Here is a 24,991-nt window from a genome sequence, read left to right as displayed (position 1 = left end):
AGACGGGTCAGGAGCAAATGCAAGAAACGGGGAACGGCATATATCCAGCGCCACTCTGTTCCCCGAATGCAGGAAGGGAAATGCCGCGGGGTGAGTGCCCGCGCAGGTGCAACGCTTGCTTCGAGTCGCGCATGCCTGTCCCTTCCACTTCTTGTTCTCTTCACCGACGATTGCCGGCGCCCATCATCACACGGAAGGCATCCTCAGCGATATTGATTTATCAGGCCGGAATAGCCGTCCAGCAAAGGCCGCGGTTTGACGCCGGAACACGCGGCTTGATCGAATGAGCCATGACTTCGTCGTACATCGACCTACGCTCGGACACCGTCACCAAGCCTGATGCGGAGATGCGGAAGGCGATGGCTGACGCCGAGGTCGGTGACGACGTCCTCGATCACGACCCGACCATGGCGGCGCTCGAGGAAGAGGTCGCACATACTCTGGGCTTTCCGGCGGCCTTGTGGGTACCGAGCGGATCGATGGGCAACCTGATTGCGCTGATGCTGCACCTTCGCCGCGGCGATCAGTTCCTCGCACCGGAACACTCTCACGTCTTGGGGTCAGAGTTGGGCACCGCTGCTTGGCTCGCACAGGGAATGCCGATGGCGCTGCCGCACGACGGCGGACCCGGACGTCCCAGTCCCGAGACCGTCGTGAAGGCGGCGGGCTCCCCCGGCCCGTACTTCACGTTGAACACCACGCTGCTCTGTCTCGAGAACACCCACAATTTCGCCGGCGGCGCTGTCATGAATCCGACGGAGTGGACGAAACTGGTCGACGCAGCGCGATCACGCGGCTTGAAGATTCACCTCGACGGCGCCCGCCTCTGGAATGCCGCTGCTGCACTCGATGTTTCGCCCACCGAACTTACTTCCGGCGCCGATACCGTCCAGGTGTGCCTGAGCAAGGGACTCGGTGCGCCGGTCGGCTCGATTCTGGCCGCATCACCTGAATTGATCACCGAAGCCCGAAGGATCCGCAAGATGCTCGGCGGCGGCGTTCGTCAGGGCGGGGTGCTTGCCGCAGCCGGCATCGTCGCGCTTCGCTCACAAGCTCGCCTGTCCGACGATCACGACAATGCGCAACGCCTGGCGTCGGGCCTTCGTGAACGCGGTTGGGCTGTCGACGAACCCGCAACCAACATCGTTCTCGCCGCCACAGCCGATCCGTCGGCCACCGTTGCTCAGCTCGCCGCTGTCGACGTCGGTGCAGTCACCGTCGCCGGGAAGGTTCGGTTCGTGACACATCGAGACGTGAGCACTGCCGACATCGACGAGGTTCTGTCCCGACTAGCCGCCTGAGCTACACCATCAGCGGTTGAACCTCCTGCGCGACAAGGCGAATGAACTCGCGGACGTCCGGCTCGTCAACGGTCGGCTGGAGTACCACGGTGGTTGCACCCGCGTCCACCCATCGCACTGCTGCGGCCGCAACGTCGGCCGCGGTCCCCACGGCAATCGCTTCCTCCGGCGATTCGCACCCTGACGCTGCGGCCTCGGCAAGGGCGCGCTCACGACCGCTGGAACCAAATGCACAGATGACGTAAACGACCACCTCGAGATCCTGCGCTCCGATATGAGCGATCGCCCGGCGAACGCCTTCCGGGGTCGTCCCACCCGAGAGCACGGTGCCCTGCGCCAACTCACCACTGAGCGCCAAAGTCTTTGGCCCCGTGGCACCGACGAGCAACTGCGGCACCTTCTCGGGCGGCCACGCCAGCTTGACGTCCGTGAGATTCACGTATCGACCGGATACCGTCACCGACTCACCGCGCAGTAATCGCTCGAGTGCTCCGAACTGCTCCCGGAGGAGGGTCAACGGCGATTCGACCTTGGCGCCGATCTGCCGCATCCAACTCTGAACGCCGTGACCGAAGCCAACCCGCAGTCGATCCGGATGAACTCTGGCCAGCGCCGAAATCTCCATCGCCGTGATCGCGGTGTTGCGCATCGGAGTCGGCAGCACACCGATCGCTACTCCCAGGCGCGTGGTTTCGGCCAATACAGTTGCAGCAGTGGCTATTCCTCCGCCGAAGAAGCAGTCCTCCCACAGCCAGACCTCGTCGATACCGACTTCGTCGGCATACCCCGCATGCCGAACCAGATCTTCCGGGGATTGCTCCGGGCGCAGGACGACGGCAATCCGTGCGGCGCTCATGCCGTCACCAGAAACGCAGCGATCTCGTCAGCTGTTCGGCGACCCTGTTCGCGTCCCAGTTCGGCTGCCGGGCGTCTTGTCGCCGGCGAGAGAGAGTTGGTTCCGATCGCTTCCACGACGGCGTCGTCGGCGAAGATCGCCAGTACCCGTGACTGCGTCATCGCGTCGATTTCCTCTCGTAGGCTGCCGCCAAGCAGATTCGAGGCGGGATCGGCAGCAGGTGAAAGAACCACGACCACATCGCAGTCGGCAGCCAAATGAACATTCGAGCCACTTGCCATTCCGCCGTCCATGTACCGGTCGCCGTCGATCGTGACCACCGGCCACACCCCTGGTACGGCGCAACTCGCTCCAACTGCGTCGATCAGGTCTACGCCGTCAGCACTGCCGAACACCCTCAACTCACCGGTCTGTGCGTTGATCGCCGGGATGCGCAACACCCGCTCGGGCCACAACCGATTGGGCAGCCTTGCCTCGATGACCGCACGACGCACGGCGGGTTCGACGGTGTCGGCGGCCATCGCTGCCTCGCCGAGCGCACGAAGTTGTTCGGACCGATCCGCGGAGCCCGCGATCGCGTCGACGAACATCTGACCGAGGACCTCGACATCTACCTCCGGATCGATCTCACCGGTCGCAGCGGCCGTTTGTGCGTCGAAAAGCTCCTGAAGTGTCGCGCCGCCCGCAATCTGAGCAGTCACGGTGGAACCTGCAGAAGTGCCGATCAATACGTCCGCTGCCAGCAGCGCTGCGGCAGCGTCCGGCGATTTGTCCTGAACGCCCAACAGAAAACCGGTTTCCCAGGCGATCCCCGCAACACCGCCACCGGCAAGTACCAACCCCAATTTCACGCCGTCCACCTCTCGTCGATCACGATCCGTGCCCGAACTCGACGTTAGACCTACTCTGAAGTGATGTTCATGCGCAGCGCAAAGACATTTGTTCCCGACGCACTCCGCGGGTTGATCGCATCCACCGACGACATCGCGTGGAACCCCGATCCCGGATACCTCACTCGTGCACAGCCCCTTCCGCGCGGGCGAGTCGCGCTCGTCTCCGGCGGCGGCTCGGGTCACGAACCCATGCACGCCGGATTCATCGGCGAAGGAATGCTCACGGCCGTCTGTCCCGGGTTGATCTTCAGCTCACCCAACGCACTGCAGATCCATGAAGGATCCAAAGCTGCCGACGCCGGTGGCGGCGTCCTGCACATCGTGAAGAACTACACCGGCGACGTGATGAATTTCGGTATCGCACGGGAACTACTCCGCGAGGACAAGATCGACACGGACGTCGTCTTGGTCGACGACGACGTCGCGACCGAACGCGCAGACGGTAGCGGCCCGGGGCGACGCGGCACTGCGGCAACGATCGTGGTGGAGAAGGTCTGCGGCGCGTCGGCCGCCCGCGGTGACGACCTGGCCGAGGTGACCCGGATCGGACAACACGTCGCGCACTCGGCTCGCAGCATGGCCGTCGCTCTTCGCCCATGCACCTTGCCGGGGGCTGACGAGCCGTCGTTCGACCTACCGGACGGGCAGATGGAACTTGGTATCGGAATCCACGGCGAACGCGGCACAGAACGCGTGGACGCCCTGCCCGCACCGGAATTGGTGCGACGGCTGACGGATCCGATCATCGAGTCCCTGAGTCTCGCCGAAGGTGATCACGTCATTGCGGTCGTCAACGGGCTGGGAGCCACCCACCCAATGGAGCTGCAACTACTGTTCGCCGAACTCGGAGATTATCTGGCCGACCAGGGAATTCACATCGAGCGGACGCTGATCGGAACGTTCGTCACTGCATTGAACATGGCCGGAGCATCCATCACCCTTGTTCGCACAAACAAAGAAATCCTCGAATTATGGGACGCGCCAACAAAAGCGCCCGCCTGGCCGAATGCTATGGCACGTGAGTACAGCGGCATGGGCAAGCGTGAATCATTCGGTCCCACATTCACACCCGACACCTCACGCACTGCCGAAAGCAGCTTCGTCGGCGGCTGGATTGCGGACTGGGCCGCGAAGGTACTGGAGCAGGAACCTGCCCTGACCGATCTCGACCGACGAGCAGGAGACGGCGACTTCGGGACCAACATGGTGGCCGCACTGGATCAGCTCGACATCTCGGCGATCCGTGACACCTATTCCACTGCAACGATATTCGATGCAGTCTCCCAGGCGTACCTCGGTCACGCCGGCGGTACGTCCGGCGCGTTGTTCGGCATCTGGTTCCGGCATTTCTTCCGCGTCGCCGCAGAATCAGCGGACTCCGAACTCGACCTCGGTGCGATCGCGACTGCAGCACGGGCGGGGCTCGACAACATCACCTCACTCGGCGGCGCACGCGTCGGCGACAAGACGATGGTCGACGCGATAGTTCCGGCGGTCGAGTCGTTGGAGCAATCCGTGAACTCGGGAGCCGATCGGGACGCCGCTCTGGCCAGCGCAGCGGCAGCGGCGGCGGCCGGCGCGGAGTCGACCGAAACCATGCTCGCGAACCGCGGACGTGCAAGTTATGTGGGCGAAGCCGCTCGCGGAGTGGTCGATCCGGGAGCGCTACTCATAGCGTGGTTCTTCGCTAGTGCAGTGGGTCACTAGCGAGCACTTCGCAGCTGTGACTAATCTGGCAGCCACAGCACATCGTTTGTGAGGGCCCGTGGGCAAAAGCACCGGTCTCACACACCACACAGGAGCAGCCCATGCTGAGCACCATGCAAGACGCCCCCCTCTCCATTGCTCAACTTCTCCGCCACGGTGCCTCCGTTCACGGCGCTTCCGAGGTTGTCACGTGGACCGAGTCCGGCCCGCGCCGTGTGTCATACGCAGACGTCGGCAAGCGCTGCGCACAGCTTGCGCACGCCCTGCGCGGACTCGGTGTCGAGGGTGACGAGCGAGTCGCCACGTTCATGTGGAACAACTCCGAGCACCTCGAGGCGTACCTGACGATCCCCTCGATGGGTGCTGTGCTCCACACGCTGAACATTCGCCTGTTCCCCGAGCAGTTGATCCACGTCGCCAATCACGCCGAGGACCGCGTGATCATCGTCGATCCGTCCCTGATTCCGCTTCTCTCTCCGCAGCTTCCGTCGCTGACAACCGTCAAGCACATCATCGTCACCGGTTCCTCCACTGCGGGACTCGAAGCTCCCGAGGGCGTGCAGGTTCACACATACGAGGGCTTGATCGCCGATCAGCCGACCGAGTTCGACTGGCCCGAGGTCGACGAACTCAGTGCTGCCGCAATGTGTTACACGTCCGGCACCACGGGCGACCCCAAGGGCGTCGTCTACTCCCACCGCTCGATCTACCTGCACTCCATGCAGGTCTGCATGAGCGACGGCCCCAACCTCGCGCAGGGCGATCGTGCACTCGCCGTGGTGCCTCAGTTCCACGCCATGTCGTGGGGACTTCCCTACGCTGCGTTCATGATCGGCGCCTCGCTGATCATGCCCGATCGCTTCCTCCAGCCTGCTCCGTTGGCTGCGATCATCGCCAGCGAGAAGCCGACGTTCGCCGCGGCCGTACCCACCATCTGGCAGGGCCTGCACCTCTACCTCGAGCAGAACCCACAGGACATCTCCTCGATGCGTGAGGTTCTGATCGGCGGCTCCGCTGTACCGCCTGCCCTCATGCACGCATTCGAAGCCGACCACAACGTCTCCGTCCTGCACGCCTGGGGCATGACCGAAACCTCCCCACTCGGATCCGTTGCCCGCCCGCCGGCCGGTGTCACCGGCGACGCGATGTGGAAGTACCGCTACTCTCAGGGCCGCTTCCCGGCATCCGTCGAGGCACGTCTAATCGACGATGACGGCAAAGTTGTTGCACACGACGGCGTTTCCGTCGGCGAGCTCGAAGTGCGCGGCCCCTGGATCACCGGGTCGTACTACGGCGTCGATGCGGAAGACAAGTTCAACGACGGCTGGCTCAAGACCGGTGACGTCGGATCCATCACCGCCGACGGCTTCCTGAGCCTGTCCGACCGCTCCAAGGACATCATCAAGTCCGGCGGCGAATGGATCTCATCGGTCGACCTCGAGAATGCCGTCATGGGTCACCCCGACGTCACCGAAGCTGCCGTCATCGGCGTGCCGGACGAGAAGTGGGACGAGCGCCCGTTGGTCGCGGTTGTTCTGCGCGCCGGTTCCGAGACCACGATGTCCGAACTCCAGCAATATCTTTCGGACAAGGTCGCCAAGTGGCAGCTCCCCGAGAACTGGGCTGTGGTTCAGGAAGTTCCGAAGACGAGCGTCGGCAAGTTCGACAAGAAGCGCCTGAGGGCCGACTACCACGAAGGCGGACTCGAAGTCACTCGCCTCTGACACGGAGTGAATGCTGAAGCATGAATACTGAAGGTGGGCAACAGGTTTTCACTCTGTTGCCCACCTTCGTTTAACGAGCAATGCACTTTACGGACGATAACCGACCGTGTGAAAAGCGATGTCGACGTACTTCTGCGCCAATTGCGTCGGCGACATCGGCCCGCCGGTCTGGAACCAACGCGGCAGTGACTGCGCCATACCGAGTATGGCCCGGACGGTCTCTTCGGTGTCGGTGACCGCGAAATCTCCCGATGCCACACCGTCGTCGACGATCCTGCGCATGAGCAACTCGAGCCGCTTACGACTGGCGGCGTATCGACTTCGGCTTTCCGGTGAGACATGCCGAATCTCGGTGTCCAACGCAGCATGCCGCGACCGGTGGGTCATGTAGAGAACAATCGCCTCCACCACCAAGGCGAAGCGTCGTACCGGATCTTCGCCGGCTTCCACCTCTGCCGCTTCGGTTCTGGTATTCAGCTCACTCATCGAGATCTCGAACAGAGCGACGAGGACTGCCTCTTTGTTCGCGTGGTGATAGTAGAGCGCGGGAACGGTTACCCCGACACGGTTGGCAATCTGCCGCACCGTCGTGCCGTGGTAACCGTTCTCGTCGAACAGCTCGAGCGAAGCCATCAGGATGTCGGTCATCACCAGCGGCGGGAAAGTCCTCCAGTCCACTGCCACCGAATTCACGGGCTCCACCTCGCCAGTCATGAATAGCCGAAATTACCGCGGTGCCATACGGATTGCACCGTCGAGGCGGATCGTCTCACCGTTGAGCATAGGGTTGGAGACGATATGCGCAGCAAGCGCACCGTACTCGCTGGGATCGCCCAGGCGAGAGGGGTGAGGCACCTGCTGACCCAGCGACGCCTGAGCTGCTTCAGGCAGTCCGGCCAGCAACGGGGTCTTGAACAGGCCGGGAGCGATGGTGTTGACGCGGATCAGCAGCGACGCGAGGTCACGGGCGATGGGGAGCGTCATACCGACGACGCCACCCTTCGACGCGGAGTACGCAGCCTGCCCGATCTGACCGTCATAGGCTGCGACGGAGGCGGTGTTGATGATGACGCCGCGTTCACCGTCGATGGGTTCGGTCTTCGAAATACGTTCCGCAGCAAGACGAAGAACGTTGAAGGTGCCGATCAGGTTGACGTCGATGACCTTCTTGAATGCGTCGAGCGGGAAAGCACCCTTCTTGCTGACCGTCTTGACTGCGTTGCCGATTCCGGCGCAGTTGACTGCCACGCGCAGGGGTCCTAGGGACTCGGCCACGTCGAGTGCCGCGGTGACCGCAGCCTCGTCGGTGACGTCTGCAGCCGCGAAGCGGACCCGGTCGCCAAGTTCCTTGGCGATGGCTTCACCGTTGGACGACGGAAGGTCGATGATGACGACGCTGGCACCGTCGGCAAGAAGGGCTTTGGTCGTAGCCAGGCCGAGGCCGGATGCTCCACCGGTGACGACGGCGACGCTGTCGTTGACGATCATGAGAGTTCCTTTCGAAAGGTTATGTGTTTCAGATGCGTTCGATGATGGTGGCGTTGGCCATGCCGACGCCCTCGCACATGGTCTGCAATCCGTAGCGTCCGCCGGTGGCCTCGAGGTGGTTGACCATCGTGGTCAACAGTCGAGTACCCGAGGACCCCAGGGCATGGCCGAGTGCAATCGCGCCGCCCCACGGGTTGAGCTTTGCCGGATCGGCGCCGAACTCGTGAGCCCAGGCGAGTGGAACGGGAGCGAAGGCTTCGTTGACCTCGTAGGTGTCGATGTCGTCGATGCTCAAACCCGCGCGAGCGAGCACCTTGTGGGTGGCTGGGATGGGTGCGGTGAGCATGAAGATCGGGTCGTCGCCCGCAACGGAGAAGGAATGGAAACGAGCTCGCGGGGTCAGCCCCAGCTTCGACGCCATTTCTTCGCTCATGATCAGTGCTGCGGACGCGCCAGCGGTGAGCGGCGACGAGTTACCGGGAGTGATCGACCACTGCGCTTCGGGGAAGCGCTGCGCGTACTTCTCCGAGTAGAACGACGGCTTCAAGCCGGCGAGTCCCTCGGCGGTAGTAGACGCGCGAACCGTCTCGTCGACGGTATGCGAGACGGTCTCACCGGCGGCGTTGGTCACCGAGATCGGCAGAATCTCCTTGTCGAAGAGCCCCTGCGCCGCAGCCTCTGCTGCCCGCTGGTGGGACTGCGCAGCGAATGCGTCGAGAGCCTCGCGGTCAAGCTTCCACTTCGCGGTGATCAACTCCGCGGAGATGCCCTGATTGACCAGGCCTTCGGGGTAGCGAGCCGCGATGCCCGGACCGGAAGCATCCTTCCCCATCGTCGCGGTACCCATCGGGACACGACTCATGGATTCGACGCCTGCCGCGATCACGATGTCGTAGGCCCCGGCGATCACGCCTTGAGCCGCAAAGTGCGCAGCTTGCTGACTTGATCCGCACTGGCGATCGATCGTGGTGGCGGGTACCGACTCGGGGAACCCTGCCGACAGGACCGCGCTGCGGGTGATGTTGAGCGCCTGCTCACCGGCCTGGCCGACGCAACCGCCGATCACATCGTCCACCAGGGCGGGGTCGAGGCCGTTTCGATCGACGATGGAACGTAGAACGTGCGCCATCAGTTCGACAGGGTGCGTCCCGGACAGTGCTCCGCCCGGCTTTCCCTTGCCAGACGCGATCCGGACTACATCGACGATCACTGCCTTGGTCATCTTCGTTCCCTTCGAGGACGTGCATTGCTGGGGCGGTCCGGCACCCGAGTTCGTGGCACCGGATGCCGAACCGAGATCGTGAGAGCACCCTGACTTAGCGCTCGCTAAACAATTACCACCGAGTCGGACCGTCCGTCAAGAGAGGGCTACCGAACTCGAGGCCGATGTGGGCAGATGAAAAGTTGGGCGATCAGGAACCCCTGACCCACGCCCTTCATTAGTACTTTCGAATGATAGGTTTTCAATCTTCGCCCGAAATGTCCGGAATCGGATAACCTTCCGCCACAAGCAATCCAAGCCACAGGGGATTCGGGGCGTGGCACCAATCGATGACAAACCGCAGGGGGACCGACCCGGAGGTAGAGCGTGGACCTGCGATACGTTGCATTCACACGTGCCGACTCGCATTTCTACGACCGAATCAGAACGGCCACTCGACCTGACGCACCGACTGACCAGCACTTTAAGCCTGCAAAGTCGGTGGACTGGTCACTCTGGCGACGCGGTCCCCAAAGCGGACCGTGGAACTACTTCCAACCGCCTGACAGCGTGCTGCCAGAACAGGGATGGAAGATTCACTGCTCCGCTACCCAAGCCAACGCGCAGGAGCTGCTCGATACCGTCTCCGCGTATTGCGGCCACAATCTGGTGCCTTTCAAATTTCTTCGGACGGCAGCAGACCTCATGTTCTCCAACAGCAAGCAGGCCAATCGAACATCCAGCGGAAAATTCATCACGATCTATCCGGCGGATAGCGTTGCCACACAACGTGTCATCACCGAACTGGACGAGCTTGTCACGGCTGCCGACGGGCCATACATCCTCAGCGATGTGCGATGGAACCGGGGACCACTGTACTTACGGTACGGCGCGTACCTGCCCATACACACCAACGATTCATTCGGCGATCGCGTCCCGGCAATACGGCGCCCTGACGGATCGCTCGAACCCGATCTGCGCGGCACTTCCTTCAGAACTCCAGACTGGGTACAAATCCCGGACTTCGTTCGCGCGCAGCAAGACAAGCTGAAATCACGCGACGCCTTCCCCTATTCGATCACTGAAGCCCTGCACTTCAGCAACAGCGGGGGGATCTACTCCGCGCTGGACGACGCCGGCATCGACCTGGTCATCAAAGAGGGTCGGCCCTTCACCGCCCCGGACGCCAACGGCCGGTACGCAATCGACCGCATCCGCAACGAGTACGACACGCTGACTCACCTTGCCGACAACCCGTACTCACCTTCCGCGCTCAACTTGTTCGAGCGCGAAGGACACCACTTTCTTGTCACCGAGCGCGCTCCCGGCGCTCCCCTGAATCAGGAGATTGCGCTCCGCTATCCGCTGATACGCGCGGATCAGACACTCAGCTCCCGAACGGAATACAGAACCTGGGCGCTCGGTATTGCACAACAGCTGACTACCGCAGTCGAGAGCTTCCACAACGCCGGAATCGTTCATGCCGATCTTCACCCCGGCAACGTGATGTGCTCACCGTCGGGTATTCGGATCATCGATTTCGAGATGGCCCACAGCATCGACGAGCAACCGCCCCGGTCCACCGGGGCTCCCGGGTACACCGCACCGCAACAGTTGACAGGAATCGAGGCAGATCGATACTCCTTGGGATGCATCGAGCTGGGACTCTTTGTCCCACTTACTACATTGCTCCCCCTCGACCGCAACAAGATTCCCGAACTCATCGGCTACGCGGTGTCTCGATTCGATCTTCCTCGTGCCTTCTGTGCCTCGCTCTATTCGATGCTCGACGCACAGCCGCCGGAACCGGCGGATCACCCGCATCGTTGGGACACGTCGTCGAGGGAAACCTTGCAACGTATGGACGCTCGATTGCGCTGCGGCATCCTCACCACACTTGATCTCTCCCGCGCTGATCGACTCTTTCCCGGTGACATCGCCCAGTTCGAAGTGAACGGTTACGGCATTGCTCACGGCTCGTGCGGAAACCTACTCGCCGATGATCTTCCCACCGACACCTTGGAGACAGTTCTGGAATGGACTGAACATCAAGTTGATTCGGATACGCAACCACGGTTCGGTTTCTTCGACGGGCTCGCAGGTGCGGTGCATACCTTTCGGCAGCTAGGACGACACTCGACTGCCGACAGATGGGTCGAGACTTTGCGTGGAGTCCCACTCGACGATCTCGACTCCAGCCTCTTCGGCGGCCTTTCCGGAATCGGGTGCCTTCTACTCGAGGAATCGGAGTCATGTCCGGCGGCATCGTCAACTCTCGCTCTCGTCACCGAAACTCTGCGGGATCGCCTTCCGGCTGCTCGCGCACACGTCCGCTTCACCGACGGAACATCTTGGGCGACAACGGGTCACGGAGGCTTGATGAGAGGGCCGAGCGGGCAAGCGCTGTTCTGGACTCGCCACTACGAACGGACCGGTGATCCTCGATCGCTGGAACACGCGCGACAGCTTGTCGACATCGACCTGTCCGTGATGCAGATGTGCCCTGACGGTTCGATGCAGCTGAGAGAGGAGCGCCGGACAATGCCGTACCTCGGATCGGGATCCGTCGGCGTGGGCCTGGTACTTCTTCAACTTGTTCGACATGTCGACGAGCCGCGCTACGCGTCTGCGCTACTTGCCATATCCCGCGCTGCCGCCGTCGAATTCACTGCCCAAGCCGGACTACTAAACGGGCGAGCCGGGCTGATTCTCTTCCTCGGCGAACTCTCCAAGAGTCCATATGCCGGCGCCGATTGTGAGCAGACGCTTGCCCAGCAGTTGCAGCTTCTGGGCTTACACAGCCTCAATCACGCAGGAGGACTGCACTTTCCAGGTGAACAGAACCTGAGACTCTCGACAGACTGGGCAACCGGATCTGCAGGAATACTGGCGTCGCTCCGACATACCGGATCGGCAACTGCCCGACAGTCGTTTCCACTGATGTGCGCGTCGAACTGCCACATCGCCTAATTGTTCGGAAGTTATCACCCACGGCAGATTGGAGCACAGAAGTACCAGGCGAAAAACCTGGAATTGAATCAACACCGCAAGCAAACTCGATCGATCAATCCATCGGCAAGAACGCCGATCAACAAAGGAAATGACAATGGACGCTATTCTCTCCCTTCAAGATCTGTCAGTCGCCGCCGGCAACGTCGGAGACGCAGGCCAGCTCGAGCAGAACGCGGCAATCAGTTCGCTCAGTTTCTTCTGCCTCTGACCTCAGGCCGATACCTCGGAGAAGGTCCGGGGTATCGGCTTTCGGAATCCGTGCGGATCACCAGACGAACAGTATTGTTTCATCATGAGACGCATCCGCACTTCACCGAGCTGTATTTGCCGATGATGTGCGCGACCTGGCGGCAATGCCGAGGGCAGATCGGGCGGCCAGCGGCGGTGATATTCCTCCTGATCCTGACAGCCGCGTTTTCAGGTTGGTTCGTTCAGCGTTCGGCGAGAGTTGGGACTTCGGGGACATCTGCTCACGCTGGTACGACGGAGGTGGCAGTTGCCGCACCGACACCGCCTTGACCTTCACGACGCTTTTCGTACTCCTACTTCCCTTCGCCTCCGGAATGCTGGTCGGGTGGTTTGAGTTTCAATAGCTGTCAACGACAAGATGAGGGAATCGGTACCATCCGCCCCCGATGTCTTCCAACTGGAGCTGATTGAAGGTCTTGTCGGACACGCCATCGGGTGCGTACACCCAGCCTGGATTGTCCAAGATGTCCAATCCATCTCGTGCGTCATAGAAATAGACGTGGCCTTCACTGCTGACGTTGGCATAGGAGATATCGAATCTGCCGATTCGTAGATCACGATGATACCCATCGGAATAGGGATCGTCAGGTTCTTGAAGTAGTTGCTGTGCAACGGTTTCGAAGTCTGCCCGATACTGATCGAAATGTGGCTGCCCCGCGGCCGCGATCCCGAGTGCGATCACCACGAGAACCGGAACAGCGACATCGGACCACAACCATCGGCGTCGCTGCCACCAGCACACTCCGAGCAGCACGATTGCAACACTCGCCGTGAGGACCCAGAGAACGACCGCACCGGCGATCGAGAGTGCACTATCCGCAGGTTCGGGCCAGGTGAGATGGCATTTCGCTGCGACATACATCGCCGACGCTGACACTGCGATAAGTGCGTTTACCAAAGCAACCCAACGAAGAGCACCGGACCTTCTCGTTGCCTGCGAGTTCGACACTGCCTGATCCATTCGATGAGAATAGCGAGCTGTTTGTCGCGGACTAGCAGTAACCACTTCCCCGATCTCACGATCGATTGTTTCTCGGCACGGAGAAAGTGTCCACGGTGCTATCTTTGCTGAGTATGGGAGGCAGGGCTGCGAGAATGGTCGATTTGGACTACCGATGTCAGGAGAGTTCGGCGACTCCCAAAGTCGACAGGTCAATTTTGAGCACGGCTGGATTCGGTGGATCGCAGCAACCAATACCATCGTCACCTCATGATGACGTGACTGTTGCGGGCGAGTCGTGAAGATTCGATTATTACGAGCAAGCCAAGCGTCTTTAGCAATATCGCTGATCGCACTAACCTTGGTCTATTTGTTGGACGCATTTTCTCTGCGCCTCCAACATCAGCCCAGCTGGTGCATTGATCACTATGGAATCCCATCACGATTCAATAATCTCCTTCCCGACCGGGCGGAGAGGGTAGCGGCAGGAATTACAGACTTCTGGGGATGGTTCCCTCCAGGCATAAGCTGTACATTCACTGATGCAGTGACCAAAGAAAGCGAAACGGTGGCACCGGCCGCGGACAGGTCGTACATCGTCGTCGTTCTTGTGGCGCTGATCATGATCTCGGCTGTCGGCGTATTGTTCGGCCGCCGGAAGCGCTGAAGATTGGTTCTGACTCGGGACTGCAGATGCGCACTCGACACCAGACCGATGAGTAACAAATCGGTGTCCGTCGTGTCCGGCGCTTCCACTACTCGTCGATCTTCGCGAATCCACCGGCCGTGTTCGAGGGTATTTCTTGCGGGTCCTGGTGGTCTTCGTTCCCATCACGCTGGCGATGACACTCCTGGGCCTGGTGCTCGACTGGACCCATACGCTTGCCGGGGACAGGCGGCAACATGATCGACGCCGATTACACAATGTGCTGGGGCTCAGACAATTCCGACGTGATGCTGTTGCGCTCCGGGTTGATGGTGGCGCTCGCACTCGTCGGCGCACGTGGACTACGTCGACGACCCCCTATACCCGAATGTCCGAATTGTCGAAATCGATTTGATAGCAGCAATTTTCGATCAACAACCTCTTGTGTTCGAAACTTTGTTCGATTAAACTTTCGGCATGGACAGTCGGGAAGCATGGCAACTGGATGGTGAGGGCCTCAAGGGTGAGGTTCTGGATCTGGTGCGTGTCCGGCACGAGTTGCAGTCGCGGATGGTGTTGCTGATCGTGGAAATGTTTTCCCGTGAGGTTCTCGGGGGGAAGGGTTTTCGGGCGATCGCGCAGTGGTTGCACGGTTCGACGAATCTGGAGATCGGCGAGTGCAGTCTGCTGGTCGGTTTGGCGCGGTTGCTGATGCTCGAACCTGTGGTCGGCGATGCGTTTCATCGGGGTGACGTGGATGCGTTGAAAGCCCGGCAGGTGGCGTCGTTTTGTCAGCATCCACCGAAGAACATGACCCTGGCGGATGTGGACAAGGCCCGCAGGATTCTGTTGGGGTTGGCGTCGAAGAACATCGCGGATTGTGATGCGGTGCGGGCAGCGATCCGCCGAATCGAGAAGCAGTACGGCAAGCGTGAGGACGGGGTCCCGGTCGGCGAGGATTCCGAACGTAACGAGTTCTACGCCTCGAAAGGCCTGTACGGCAGAGTAACTGTGAAGGGTGATCTGGATGCGGTCAACGGGGCCCGTCTGATCACGCTGCTGTCGAGCCTGTCCGCTCCGACGCCGGAGAAGGACGGTGTCAAGGACACCCGCACGCCGGCATTACGACGGGCGGACGGGTTTTGCGAATTGTTGCGCCGGTACGAGCGGGCGGGGTTGGGTCCGATCGAAGGCGGCGTGAAACCACACATCACGGTCACCGCGTCCGCGAAAGACATGACGGACCTGCAGGCGTTGAAAGACCTGTTGCCGTCCACCGAGGAGCTGGGATTCGCGTGGACGGATTGGGTGGGCCCGATCAGCATCGACACTGCACGGATGCTCGCCTGCGACTGCACCGTCACCCGAATCTTGTTGGATGAGAATGATGTTCCGCTCGACTGCGGCAAGGAAGCGAGAACGGCAACGGTGCCGCAGAGGCGGGCGTTGGCAGTTCGTGATGGTGGGTGTGCGTTTCCGGGGTGCGGGACTCCGTCGGGGTGGTGCGATGCCCATCATATCGTTCACTGGAACGATGGTGGCCCAACAGATCTCGACAACCTGATCTTGTTGTGCGGTCATCATCATCGGACGATGCATCACACGGAGTGGCGGGTGGAGATCGGCCCGGATCGAAAGACGGTGTTCTATCCGCCGATGTCGGTTGATCCGTATCAACAGCCGATCGGCGGGAACAGCCCACCCACAGCGGCGTGAATCGCGACAATCGAATACATCAGCACCGGGGACGAACCATGCCCCGGTGCTGGTGCACGTTTCTGGTCAGATCCCAACCCCTCAGATCCCGGCCCTTCGCACGAGAGCGTCAGTGGCAGAAGGGGATACAACGTCAATCGCTCGTAACAGCCCCGCGTACCGCGGATACAGCTCGACGGGACGCGTATTGATCGCCCGCAAGATCCACGATGCAGCTTGATCGGCCGTCAGCGCCGGCTGGCTCACGTAATCCGCCGTCGGCGCGATCATCGGTGTTCGTATGAGTGGGAATTGCACTGTGGTGACATCGACACCGGTGCCGTGACATTCCGCGCCGAGGCTTCGGCCGAAGGCACTGAGAGCAGACTTCGACGCGTGGTAGGCACTGAACCTCGGCATCACGCCGGCAGTGACTCCCCAGGTTCCGACGTTGATGATGTGTCCGGACTTCGCCTCGAGCATCGCGGGCAGCAGACGCAACGTCAGTCGTGTAGGTCCGAAGTAGTTGAGTGCCATGGTGCGCTCGTAGTCGTGGAATCGGTCGACCGAATCCAACGCGGTACGCCGGATCGAGCGACCCGCATTGTTGACGAGGATGTCGACCGACCCGAATCGATCCGCGATCGTCTCCGCGAGTTCGTCGACGGCTTCACCGCGGGAGAGGTCCGCAGGCATGATGTGCGCCCACCCTCCCCTGCGGTGGATCTCGTCCCGTACGTGTTCGAGGTTTTCCTCACCGCGCGCGACCAGGATCATCTCGGCTCCCCGACGAGCCAAGAGATGAGCAGTGGCCTCGCCGATCCCCGAGGAAGCTCCTGTCAGAACGATCGTCTTGTCGGAGAGCGTGACACCGCGTGACGGAACAAGAGAGCGCAGACGCGTCGGCGGACTCAAGGCAATATTGCTGAGCAGCGTTCTGATCACATCGGCCTCGGTTCGATCTTCGCGTGCGTTTCGGTGCGAACCCATCCCTGAACAGCCAACTTCGAGCGCACCGCGGAAATTACTCAAAAGTAAGTTATGGCGCCGTTTCGACCGTGTCAAGAATTCGTCGAGATCCAGGAGTATCTGCCACTAGCTTTTCCTGATACCTCGGGTTACATTAAACCCAGACCGAGTGCCAGCGATCACACAACCGGCCCTCGATTCCACCGAACACCGCGAGAAATACCAGCGGTGACCGAAACGAAGAGGAGACGCCATGACGCTCACATCGCCGCTCGACAAGCGCGGAGAAGCATCCGACGACTCGTACAACGAGACGCTTCGACTCCTGTCCGAGGGCTCGGTGCACAAGCACTTCGACCCGTACCTCGACATCGACTGGGACTCCCCCGAGTTTGCCGTCGTCCCGAACGATCGCCGCTGGATCCTCCCGGCCGAGACAGACCCGCTGGGTGCTCACCCCTGGTACCAGTCGCAGTCCGAGGCCAGGCAGATCGAAATCGGCATGTGGCGCCAGGCCAATGTCGCGAAGGTCGGTCTCCAGTTCGAGAACATTCTGATCCGCGGCATGATGCAGTACGTCTTCTCGCTGCCCAACGATTCGGCCGAGGCGCGCTACTGCACGCACGAGTCGGTCGAAGAGTGCAACCACACGATGATGTTCCAGGAGATGGTCAACCGCATCGGTGCCGACGCTCCCGGCATGAGCCGTCCGATGAAGATGCTTGCACCCTTCATCCCCCTCGCTGCGGGTCCGTTCCCCGAACTGTTCTTCGTCGGTGTCCTCGCCGGTGAAGAGCCGATCGACCACATTCAGAAGAGCATCCTGCGCGCCGGCGGCCAGATCCACCCGATCATGCAGTCGGTCATGGCCATCCACGTAGCCGAGGAAGCGCGTCACATCTCGTTCGCGCACAAGCTTCTGAGCCGTCGCATCCCGCTGATGTCACGCCCGAACCGGTTCGTCCTCTCGCTGCTGTTCCCGATCGTCATGCGCATTCTCTGTGACGCCATCGTCATCCCGCCGAAGTCCTTCTGGAAGCAGTTCGACATCCCGAAGTCCGTGAAGAAGGACCTGTTCTGGGATCTGCCCGAGTCGCGCCAGACCCTGCGCAACTACTTCGGTGACGTCCGCATGCTGGCCACCGACACCGGCCTGATGAACCGTGCCTCGCGCCTGGTCTGGAAGGCCTGCAAGATGGACGGCCGCGCATCACGTTTCCGTAGCGAACCTCACCGCAGCTCGCACAACGCCGCCGCGTAGCTCCCGGACAGTCGAGATCGGACTCATAGCGCCATGCCACACGTAGTCACGCAGTCCTGTTGCAGCGACGCCTCGTGCGTCTACGCCTGCCCGGTCAACTGCATCCATCCGACGCCGGACGAGCCGGACTTCCTCACCGCCGAGATGCTGCACATCGATCCGCAGGCCTGCGTCGACTGCGGCGCATGTGTCTCGGCCTGCCCGGTCGACGCCATCGTCCCCGAGTCGAAGCTGACCGACCCGCAGCGAGTCTTCCTGTCCATCAATGCGGACTTCTACAAGGAAGAGCGGCCCAGGCCGCTTCTCGCCAAGGTCATCCCGGCAGCCCACGTCGACAAGGGCCGACCGCCGTTGCGCGTTGCGATCGTCGGTTCCGGACCGTCGGCGATGTACGCCGCGGACGAGTTGCTGACCCAGCCTGACGTGCAGGTCAACGTCTTCGATCGCCTTCCTGTGCCTTACGGCCTGGTTCGCGCCGGCGTTGCTCCGGACCATCAGAAGACCAAGCAGGTCACTCGCTTGTTCGACAAGATCGCCGCACAAAAGGGTTTCGAGTTCTACCTCAACGTCGAGATCGGCAAGCACATCTCGCACAGCGAACTGCTCGAAAATCACCATGCGGTGCTCTACGCAGTCGGCGCTTCGTCCGACCGTGGTCTCGGCATTCCGGGTGCTGATCTGCCTGGCACGGCATCGGCCACCGACTTCGTGGCCTGGTACAACGGCCACCCCGATCACGCCGACGACGTCTTCGATCTCTCGCATCGCCGCGCGGTCATCATCGGAAACGGAAACGTCGCGCTCGACGTCGCTCGCATTCTCACGGCCGATCCCGAGAAGTTGGCGGGCACTGACATCTCCGCTCACGCACTCGCCGCTCTGCGGAAGAGTCGCGTCGAAGAAGTTGTCATCGTGGGTCGACGCGGAATCGCGCAGTCCGCGTTCACAGTCCCCGAGTTCACCGGCCTGATGGCACTGCCGGACATCGAACTCTCTGTCGGACCCGACGACATGGTTCTCGACTCGGCCACCGAAGAACTGGCAAAACGCGGCGAGCTTCCGCATGCCGTCGAGCAGAAGTTGCGTCTACTCGAAGCCCTGAAGAACCGCGATCACGTCGACGTCGGCAACAAGCGCATCACGTTGCGCTACCTGCTCACGCCGACGTCGATCACCGGCGACGATCAGGTCAGTGGAATCGAGTTCGCTCGCAACGCCCTGGTCGACGCCAACGGAACCGTGCAGATCGAGGCGACGGGCGATACCGAGACCATCGATACCGGCTTGGTCCTCACCTCGATCGGCTACCGCGGAGTGCCCATCACCGGCGTCCCGTTCGACGAGCGTGCTTCGGTCATTCCGAATGAGAACGGCCGCGTCCTCGAAGCTCCGAACGGCGATCCCGCAACCGGCGTCTACGCGACCGGTTGGATCAAGCGCGGACCGAGTGGGTTCATCGGCACCAACAAGTCCTGCGCGCAGGAAACGATCAGGATGCTCGTCGACGACTTCAACGACGGACGCCTGACCAACCCGGTCGCCGACGACTCCGCAGTCGATCGTCTGGTTCGGGCGCGACAGTCCGACGTAGTCGACCGCGAGGGCTGGCACGCCATCGACAAGGCGGAACTGGAACGCGGCGCTGCGCACGACCGTGTCCGCGAAAAGGTTCTGGATCAGGTCGAGATCACCTCCATCCTCGACGCTGCGGCCCGGGTGAAACCGGCGCGTCGATTCGGTCGACCCGTTCGCGCTCGCTGATCCGCTACAGGTAAACAGCTACTTTCACGCACACGGCCCCGCCTGCAGACTCGTCTGCCCGGCGGGGCCGTCTGCGTTCCGGCAGCGTCCCACTCAGCGAAAATTTGTGCCCGTCAGCGGCCAAAATCGTGTAATACTGCAACCTGTTCCAGTAAGCGGCACAGCGGGCCCACGATCCCCCGGATCAGGCTCGCCAACCAGATGAGGATTGCATGAGCGAGACTGCAACGCCGGCGCCGAACGGGAGTGTGACACCTGCAGTAGAGGGTTGGTTCACCACCGGCGACGAACCTGCTCTGATCGGCACGAAGTGCCAATCCTGCGGCACCATTTCCTTCCCTCGTGAGGCGACGTTCTGCAAGAACCCGAGCTGCTTCAGCGAGGAGTTCGACGACGTGGAACTCTCCCGCCGCGGCACTGTCTGGTCGTACACCGACGCGCAGTACCAGCCCCCGCCGCCGTACATCCCGCGCTCGGATCCGTACGAGCCTTTTGCTCTCGCAGCAGTCGAGCTGCCCGAGGGGATCGTCATCCTCGGCCAGGTGGCCGACGGATTCGGCGTCGACGATCTCAAGGTCGGCAATACCGTCGAATTGGTTGTCGAGCCGCTGTACACCGACGAAACCGGAGTACGTACGACGTGGCGCTGGAAGCCTGTCGCCGCAGCTGATCAGGAGTCGCAGTCATGAGCAAGGACGTCGCAGTACTCGGTGTCGGTATGCACCCCTGGGGCAAGTGGGGCCAGTCGTTCGTGAAATACGGCGTTGCCGCCGCTCGCGCCGCGCTCGCCGATTCGGGTGTGAATTGGCAGGACGTCGACTTCATCGTCGGCGGCGAGACAGTCCGCAACGGTTACGGCGGATACGTCGCCGGAGCCACCTTCGCACAGGCACTCGGCTGGAACGGCGCTCGCGTCGCCACGTCGTACGCAGCGTGCGCGACGGGAGCCCAGGCACTCGACACCGCTCGCGCACGAATTCTGGCCGGCCTCAGCGAAGTTGCCCTGGTCGTCGGCGCCGACACCACCCCCAAGGGTTTCCTCGCTCCCGTCGCCGGTGAGCGTTGGGACGACCCGGACTGGTTGCGCTTCCGCCTCATGGGTATGACCAACCCGGCGTACTTCGCGCTCAACGCGCGTCGTCGCATCGACCTCTACGGCGCCACCGCGGAGGACTTCGCCAACGTGAAGGTCAAGAACGCCAAGCACGGGCTCAATAATCCGAATGCGCGCTACCGCAAGGAAGTCACCGTCGAGAACGTGTTGGCATCCCCCGTGGTGTCCAATCCCCTGCATTTGCTCGACATCTGCGCGACGTCCGACGGCGGCGCCGCAATCTTGCTGACGTCGATGGAATACGCCCGCAAGATGGGCATCGCGGAACCTGTTCGCATCAAGGCTATTTCGACGGTCACGCCGACGTTCCCGCAGACGATCATGGATATGCCGAACTTCTCCACCGATTCCAGCTCCGCCGTCCCGGCTCCGGAGCGCACGTTCAAGGAATCCATCGGCTACGCCGCGTACGAGGAAGCCGGAATCTCTCCCGAAGACGTCGACGTCGCCGAGGTCTACGACCTCGCTACCTCGGTGGAACTGGACTGGATCGAAGACCTCGCGCTGTGCAAGCGGGGCGAGGCCGAGCACCTTCTGCGTGCGGGTGACACCAGTATCGGAGGCCGCATCCCGGTCAATCCGTCCGGTGGTCTCGCGTGCTTCGGCGAAGCCGTTCCCGCACAGGCACTTGCGCAGGTGTGCGAGCTCACCTGGCAGCTGCGCGGACAAGCCGAAGGCCGTCAGGTCGAAGGAGCTCGCATCGGTATCACCGCCAACCAAGGCCTGTTCGGACACGGCTCCTCGGTGATCGTTTCCGCCTGACCCTGTTCTAGTTTCGTGGCGGTCGCACACTCACCCGTGAGCGGCCGCCACGATCACGTCTGCCACTGCCCCTGGCTGTGAGACCAGCGAGGCATGGGAGGTCGGGAGTTCGCTGGTGTTCGCGCCCATCCGGTTTGCCATGAACCGCTGCGCCGAAGCTGGGATCACGCGATCCTCACCGGCGACCAGATACCAGCTCGGTGTGTTCGCCCACGACGGTGGCCCGCCGAGTTCGAGGTTCGCCCACAAAGCGGCGGACTTCTGATGAGCCAACATCGTTGCCGCCGTCTCGTCGGAAACGTCCTGAGCGAAGACGGAATGGAAATACTCGTCCGTGACGTAGCCGTCGACGTTCTTCCCGCCGATCGCGTGAGGATCGTCGACGATCCTCAATCCCAGAGCGGGAGGAAGCAATTGGCTGCCAGGGAATCGAATCGGGTCGATCGTGATCTGTACCGGCTCACCCTCCACCGGACCGAACGCCGCGATGTAGACCAGCGACTGGACTTTCGGATCGTGGACATTGGTGATCACCGCGCCGCCGTACGAGTGCCCGACGAGAACGACGGGGCCGTCGATGTCCGCAACCGTCTTCTCGATCACGGACGCGTCGTAAGCCGGCCCGCGCAGAGGATTGTCCGGCACCACGACGCGATAGCCACGCGAGCGTAGGTCGGCGGCAACGCCGTCCCAACTGGTGGCGTCGGCAAAGGCGCCGTGAACCAGAACGACAGTTGGCTTGGGGCCTGCCACCGCAGCACCGGAACCGAATATCAGTCCGGCCGCGACTGTCATGAGCATTGCCAGAACTGCTGTGAATACACGTGAGATCTTCATGCGTTTCCTTCACTCTCGTAGGCAAGCGAGAAACTGCGGTAGGCCGGGACACGCCCGTTTCGATCCTAGAAATACCTGCTGCGACGGACGTGACTGTCCGTGCAGACTTCTGGGCTCACCGTGCACAAATTCTGGTTGAGCGTCCACATCCCGGGGTATCAAGGCTGCATGGCTTTGCTCCTGGATACTTCCGTGCTGGAGCCTGACCAACGCACGGACGCCTTCGTCGACGCGATGGGACGCGCATCGGTTCCCTGTGCGATCCACTTGGAGGATCCGGCGGGCGTGAGCGCCCGGATGAACGTGTTCAATCTGGGCGCAGCATCACTGTTCCGCTCCGAGTCGACGGGGATGCGATTGACCAGAACACCGCGGCACGTGCGATCAGCGTCGATGCCGGTTCTCGCGATTGCCCTGCAGGAGAGCGGAATCGGCCATCTTGATCAGCGCGATGAGCAACGCAGAGTCCCGGCCGGTGAACTACTCATGACGGACCTGACGTCGACCTACGATTTCTCCTGGACGGGAACGGGCGCTTCCCAGTGCCTCTACGTTCCGATGGATCGGCTGGGACTACCGATCGACACCGTGCGAGACGCTGCCACGCGACCTCACCACAGCAACCTGTACCCCTTGATGATCGCGCACGTTCGTGAATTGTTCCGCAGCGCCGATCAGTTGGAGACCGATCCTGCCGCCGAACAGTTGGGCGAGGCCTCGATCGAACTGGCGCGCGCTTTGGTCGCATCGATCACGCATGCAAATCCCGACGCCTCCGCTCCGAGATCGGCACTCACGTTGACATCGGTCCGCCGATACATCCGCGAACACCTTCACGATCCGGCGCTGCATCCTGCACGAATTGCCCACGCCCACAGCATCTCACTGCGTCAGCTGTACAAGATCTGTTCGGACAACGAATTCCGGCTCGAGCAGTGGATCATCACCCAGCGCTTGCAGAAAGCTCGGGCCGAACTCGCTCGACCCGCTACCGTCGACCTGCCCATCGCGACCATTGCGCGCCGTGCGGGATTTGTCGACGCCGGACACTTCAGCCGACGCTTTCGACAGGCCTACGGGCTGAGCCCGACTCGTTGGCGTCAGCTCCGCGATTGCAGCAACGCCACAACGTCTGACTGACCACGGCTTTCGGCATTGTCCAATGCGGTCTTTCCCGACGCATCCCGGATCGAGGGATCTGCCCCGGCGTCGAGAAGCTGAGTGATCACGTCGACGTAGCGCGCCGAGCCGTCGCCGTACACAACGGCCTCGAGAAGCGCCGTCCACCCCGGATCATTGACGTGATTGACCGGTACCCCGGCAGCAATCAGCATCCGGACGGTCTCGACATGCGCGTGTTCACTCGCGGGAATCAGAGCCGTACCGCCGTAACGGTTCACGCTGTCGACATCCGCGCCATAGCTGAGTGTCAATGCCAGAATCTCGTTCAATCCCTCGGCTCCGGAATACAGGAAGGCCGAATCCTGCATGGAATCCTTCGCGTTCACGTCAGCTCCGGCAAGAATCAACGTAGAAGCCGCAGCGACGGCGTTGTTCTTGGTGGCCTCGACGAGTGGAGTCCGTTCGCCCTCGCCGCGCGCTTCGATGTTCGCGCCGGCAGTCAGGGCAGCGGTAACAGCTGCGGGATCATTGCGGTCCACAGCATCGAAGAGCGTGCGTTCGGATTCCGGCGTCGATGCTGGCTTTACACCCGTAGGCGGTACAGCTGCCGTTGTTGTCGCTGACGCCGCGGTGGTCGGCGTCAGCGGGGTGTCGGACGAACTGCAACCCGCCAACGCTCCGGTCACCGATGCCGCGAAGATTGCGCAGGCGAGGACAGACCTGCGCGTCCGCGCCGTCACAGCGAATCACTTTCTTGGACAAGTGTTTCGAGCGTCACCCTGACGGCGTCCAGGTGTTCGGCCATCGCCCTGGAGGCGTGGTCGTAACTCCCGGATGCAATTCCTTCGACTATTCGTTCGTGTTCCTCGTTCGACTTTTCCTGGCGACCTGCAACAAGATTGAGTGTCTCGGATTGCCTTGTCAGCGCTTCACGGATATCGACGATTACCGACTCGAAGACACGATTCCTACTGGCTTTTGCAATCAGTCCGTGAAATTGGGCGTCGAGTGCAACCCATACGAGCGGATCGTCCTCGTCACGCATCTGCTGTACCAGTCCGCGGAGTGCTGCCAGTTCCTCCGCGGTGTGCCGTTGCGCAGCCCATCCTGCGGCCGGAATTTCGACATGAGGCCGTGCTTCGACCAATTCGTTGGCCGCATAGCTGCCGAAATCGAGGTCTCGCGCTATCGAATCACTGACGACGAACGTGCCGAGCCCGGATTTTGTCTCGGTGAGCCCGAGAGCGTGGCACGAGCGCAGGGCTTCGCGGATAACCGATCGACTGACCCCGTGCCTTTCGGCCAGGGACGCTTCGGACGGGAGACGCTCTCCGACTGCCAGATCGCCGGAGGCTATTGCGGCACGAAGGTCTGCGAGGACTGCCTCGGCAGCACTCACCCGCGCGGCGACTGGTCGCCTGGTGGCCCAGCTGTCTGACAGGTTCATGCCGTC

The 24,991-nt window shown here is 61.8% G+C and carries 20 protein-coding genes; 10 read left to right on the top strand and 10 right to left on the bottom strand.

The features are described from left to right. Nucleotides 1-290 precede the first annotated feature (290 nt). Nucleotides 291-1,301 carry a threonine aldolase family protein gene (locus H351_RS05165; protein WP_019745824.1) on the top strand — a complete coding sequence of 337 codons (1,011 nt, stop codon included), beginning with the start codon at nt 291-293 and terminating at the stop codon, nt 1,299-1,301. 1 nt (nt 1,302) lies between these two features. Here H351_RS05165 and H351_RS05160 read toward each other — a convergent pair whose 3' ends face one another. Together H351_RS05160 and H351_RS05155 are read right to left on the bottom strand one after the other, a co-directional pair. Next, a complete protein-coding gene (locus H351_RS05160) occupies nt 1,303-2,157 on the bottom strand; it encodes an LLM class flavin-dependent oxidoreductase (protein WP_020971177.1) in 855 nt (284 codons plus the stop codon). Continuing rightward, nucleotides 2,154-3,017 carry a patatin-like phospholipase family protein gene (locus H351_RS05155; protein WP_021345908.1) on the bottom strand — a complete coding sequence of 288 codons (864 nt, stop codon included), beginning with the start codon at nt 3,015-3,017 and terminating at the stop codon, nt 2,154-2,156. Before H351_RS05155 ends, H351_RS05160 begins: the two co-directional genes overlap by 4 nt. A gap of 54 nt (nt 3,018-3,071) precedes the next feature. On the opposite strand from H351_RS05155, the gene H351_RS05150 reads away from it, so the two are divergent. Together H351_RS05150 and H351_RS05145 are read left to right on the top strand one after the other, a co-directional pair. Next, nucleotides 3,072-4,757, top strand: a complete 1,686-nt coding sequence (locus H351_RS05150; RefSeq protein ID WP_021345909.1) for a dihydroxyacetone kinase family protein — start codon at nt 3,072-3,074, stop codon at nt 4,755-4,757. Nucleotides 4,758-4,858: 101 nt separating this feature from the next. Next, nucleotides 4,859-6,481 (top strand): long-chain fatty acid--CoA ligase, encoded by a 1,623-nt coding sequence (locus H351_RS05145; protein WP_019745828.1) that lies wholly within the window; start codon nt 4,859-4,861, stop codon nt 6,479-6,481. A gap of 87 nt (nt 6,482-6,568) precedes the next feature. On the opposite strand, the gene H351_RS05140 is transcribed toward H351_RS05145, so the two are convergent. The 3 genes from H351_RS05140 to H351_RS05130 are packed head-to-tail and all read right to left on the bottom strand — an operon-like array spanning nt 6,569 to nt 9,191. After that, nucleotides 6,569-7,195, bottom strand: coding sequence for a TetR/AcrR family transcriptional regulator (locus H351_RS05140; RefSeq protein ID WP_029256551.1), 627 nt, complete (start codon nt 7,193-7,195; stop codon nt 6,569-6,571). Nucleotides 7,196-7,207: 12 nt separating this feature from the next. Then, a complete protein-coding gene (locus H351_RS05135) occupies nt 7,208-7,969 on the bottom strand; it encodes a 3-hydroxyacyl-CoA dehydrogenase (protein WP_003942978.1) in 762 nt (253 codons plus the stop codon). A gap of 28 nt (nt 7,970-7,997) precedes the next feature. Then, complete coding sequence (locus H351_RS05130) at nt 7,998-9,191, bottom strand: thiolase family protein (RefSeq protein WP_029256552.1); 1,194 nt, start codon at nt 9,189-9,191, stop codon at nt 7,998-8,000. Nucleotides 9,192-9,557: 366 nt separating this feature from the next. Between H351_RS05130 and lanKC the strand changes: the two genes are divergently transcribed. Continuing rightward, nucleotides 9,558-12,140, top strand: a complete 2,583-nt coding sequence (gene lanKC / locus H351_RS05125) for a class III lanthionine synthetase LanKC (protein WP_029256553.1) — start codon at nt 9,558-9,560, stop codon at nt 12,138-12,140. Nucleotides 12,141-12,768: 628 nt separating this feature from the next. Here the strand turns inward: lanKC and H351_RS05115 are convergent. Continuing rightward, nucleotides 12,769-13,392 (bottom strand): hypothetical protein, encoded by a 624-nt coding sequence (locus H351_RS05115; protein ID WP_029256554.1) that lies wholly within the window; start codon nt 13,390-13,392, stop codon nt 12,769-12,771. 1,102 nt (nt 13,393-14,494) lie between these two features. On the opposite strand from H351_RS05115, the gene H351_RS05110 reads away from it, so the two are divergent. Beyond that, the gene (locus H351_RS05110; RefSeq protein ID WP_029256555.1) at nt 14,495-15,733 is read left to right on the top strand and encodes an HNH endonuclease signature motif containing protein; all 1,239 of its coding nucleotides are present in this window, start codon (nt 14,495-14,497) and stop codon (nt 15,731-15,733) included. 81 nt (nt 15,734-15,814) lie between these two features. Here the strand turns inward: H351_RS05110 and H351_RS05105 are convergent, their stop codons facing one another. Beyond that, a complete protein-coding gene (locus H351_RS05105; RefSeq protein ID WP_081051137.1) occupies nt 15,815-16,702 on the bottom strand; it encodes an SDR family oxidoreductase in 888 nt (295 codons plus the stop codon). A 232-nt stretch (nt 16,703-16,934) separates the two neighbouring features. On the opposite strand from H351_RS05105, the gene H351_RS05100 reads away from it, so the two are divergent. From H351_RS05100 to H351_RS05085, 4 genes are all read left to right on the top strand, one after another. Continuing rightward, nucleotides 16,935-17,942, top strand: coding sequence for an AurF N-oxygenase family protein (locus H351_RS05100; protein ID WP_003943163.1), 1,008 nt, complete (start codon nt 16,935-16,937; stop codon nt 17,940-17,942). Nucleotides 17,943-17,975: 33 nt separating this feature from the next. Continuing rightward, nucleotides 17,976-19,703 carry an FAD-dependent oxidoreductase gene (locus tag H351_RS05095; protein WP_029256557.1) on the top strand — a complete coding sequence of 576 codons (1,728 nt, stop codon included), beginning with the start codon at nt 17,976-17,978 and terminating at the stop codon, nt 19,701-19,703. Between the two features lie 212 nt (nt 19,704-19,915). Further along, complete coding sequence (locus H351_RS05090) at nt 19,916-20,392, top strand: Zn-ribbon domain-containing OB-fold protein (protein ID WP_019745839.1); 477 nt, start codon at nt 19,916-19,918, stop codon at nt 20,390-20,392. Then, nucleotides 20,389-21,579 (top strand): lipid-transfer protein, encoded by a 1,191-nt coding sequence (locus H351_RS05085; protein WP_020909545.1) that lies wholly within the window; start codon nt 20,389-20,391, stop codon nt 21,577-21,579. The genes H351_RS05090 and H351_RS05085 overlap by 4 nt, the downstream gene beginning before the upstream one ends. A gap of 30 nt (nt 21,580-21,609) precedes the next feature. On the opposite strand, the gene H351_RS05080 is transcribed toward H351_RS05085, so the two are convergent. Next, nucleotides 21,610-22,416 (bottom strand): alpha/beta fold hydrolase, encoded by an 807-nt coding sequence (locus H351_RS05080; RefSeq protein WP_029256558.1) that lies wholly within the window; start codon nt 22,414-22,416, stop codon nt 21,610-21,612. A gap of 168 nt (nt 22,417-22,584) precedes the next feature. On the opposite strand from H351_RS05080, the gene H351_RS05075 reads away from it, so the two are divergent. Beyond that, nucleotides 22,585-23,556 (top strand): helix-turn-helix domain-containing protein, encoded by a 972-nt coding sequence (locus H351_RS05075; RefSeq protein WP_037119924.1) that lies wholly within the window; start codon nt 22,585-22,587, stop codon nt 23,554-23,556. On the opposite strand, the gene H351_RS05070 is transcribed toward H351_RS05075, so the two are convergent. Both H351_RS05070 and H351_RS05065 read right to left on the bottom strand, forming a co-directional pair. Then, nucleotides 23,517-24,278: an ankyrin repeat domain-containing protein gene (locus H351_RS05070; RefSeq protein ID WP_029256560.1), complete on the bottom strand. Its 762-nt coding sequence runs from the start codon at nt 24,276-24,278 to the stop codon at nt 23,517-23,519. The two genes, H351_RS05075 and H351_RS05070, sit on opposite strands and share 40 nt — an antisense overlap. After that, entirely contained in the window at nt 24,275-24,985 is a 711-nt protein-coding gene (locus tag H351_RS05065) for a FadR/GntR family transcriptional regulator (protein WP_019745844.1), read from the bottom strand. The genes H351_RS05070 and H351_RS05065 overlap by 4 nt, the downstream gene beginning before the upstream one ends. Between the last annotated feature and the right edge of the window lie 6 nt (nt 24,986-24,991).

The organism is Rhodococcus erythropolis R138 (assembly GCF_000696675.2).
GTDB classification, from domain to species: domain Bacteria; phylum Actinomycetota; class Actinomycetes; order Mycobacteriales; family Mycobacteriaceae; genus Rhodococcus_F; species Rhodococcus_F erythropolis.
Note: the sequence above shows the minus strand (reverse complement) of the source record. Positions and strands in the feature narration are given on the sequence as shown.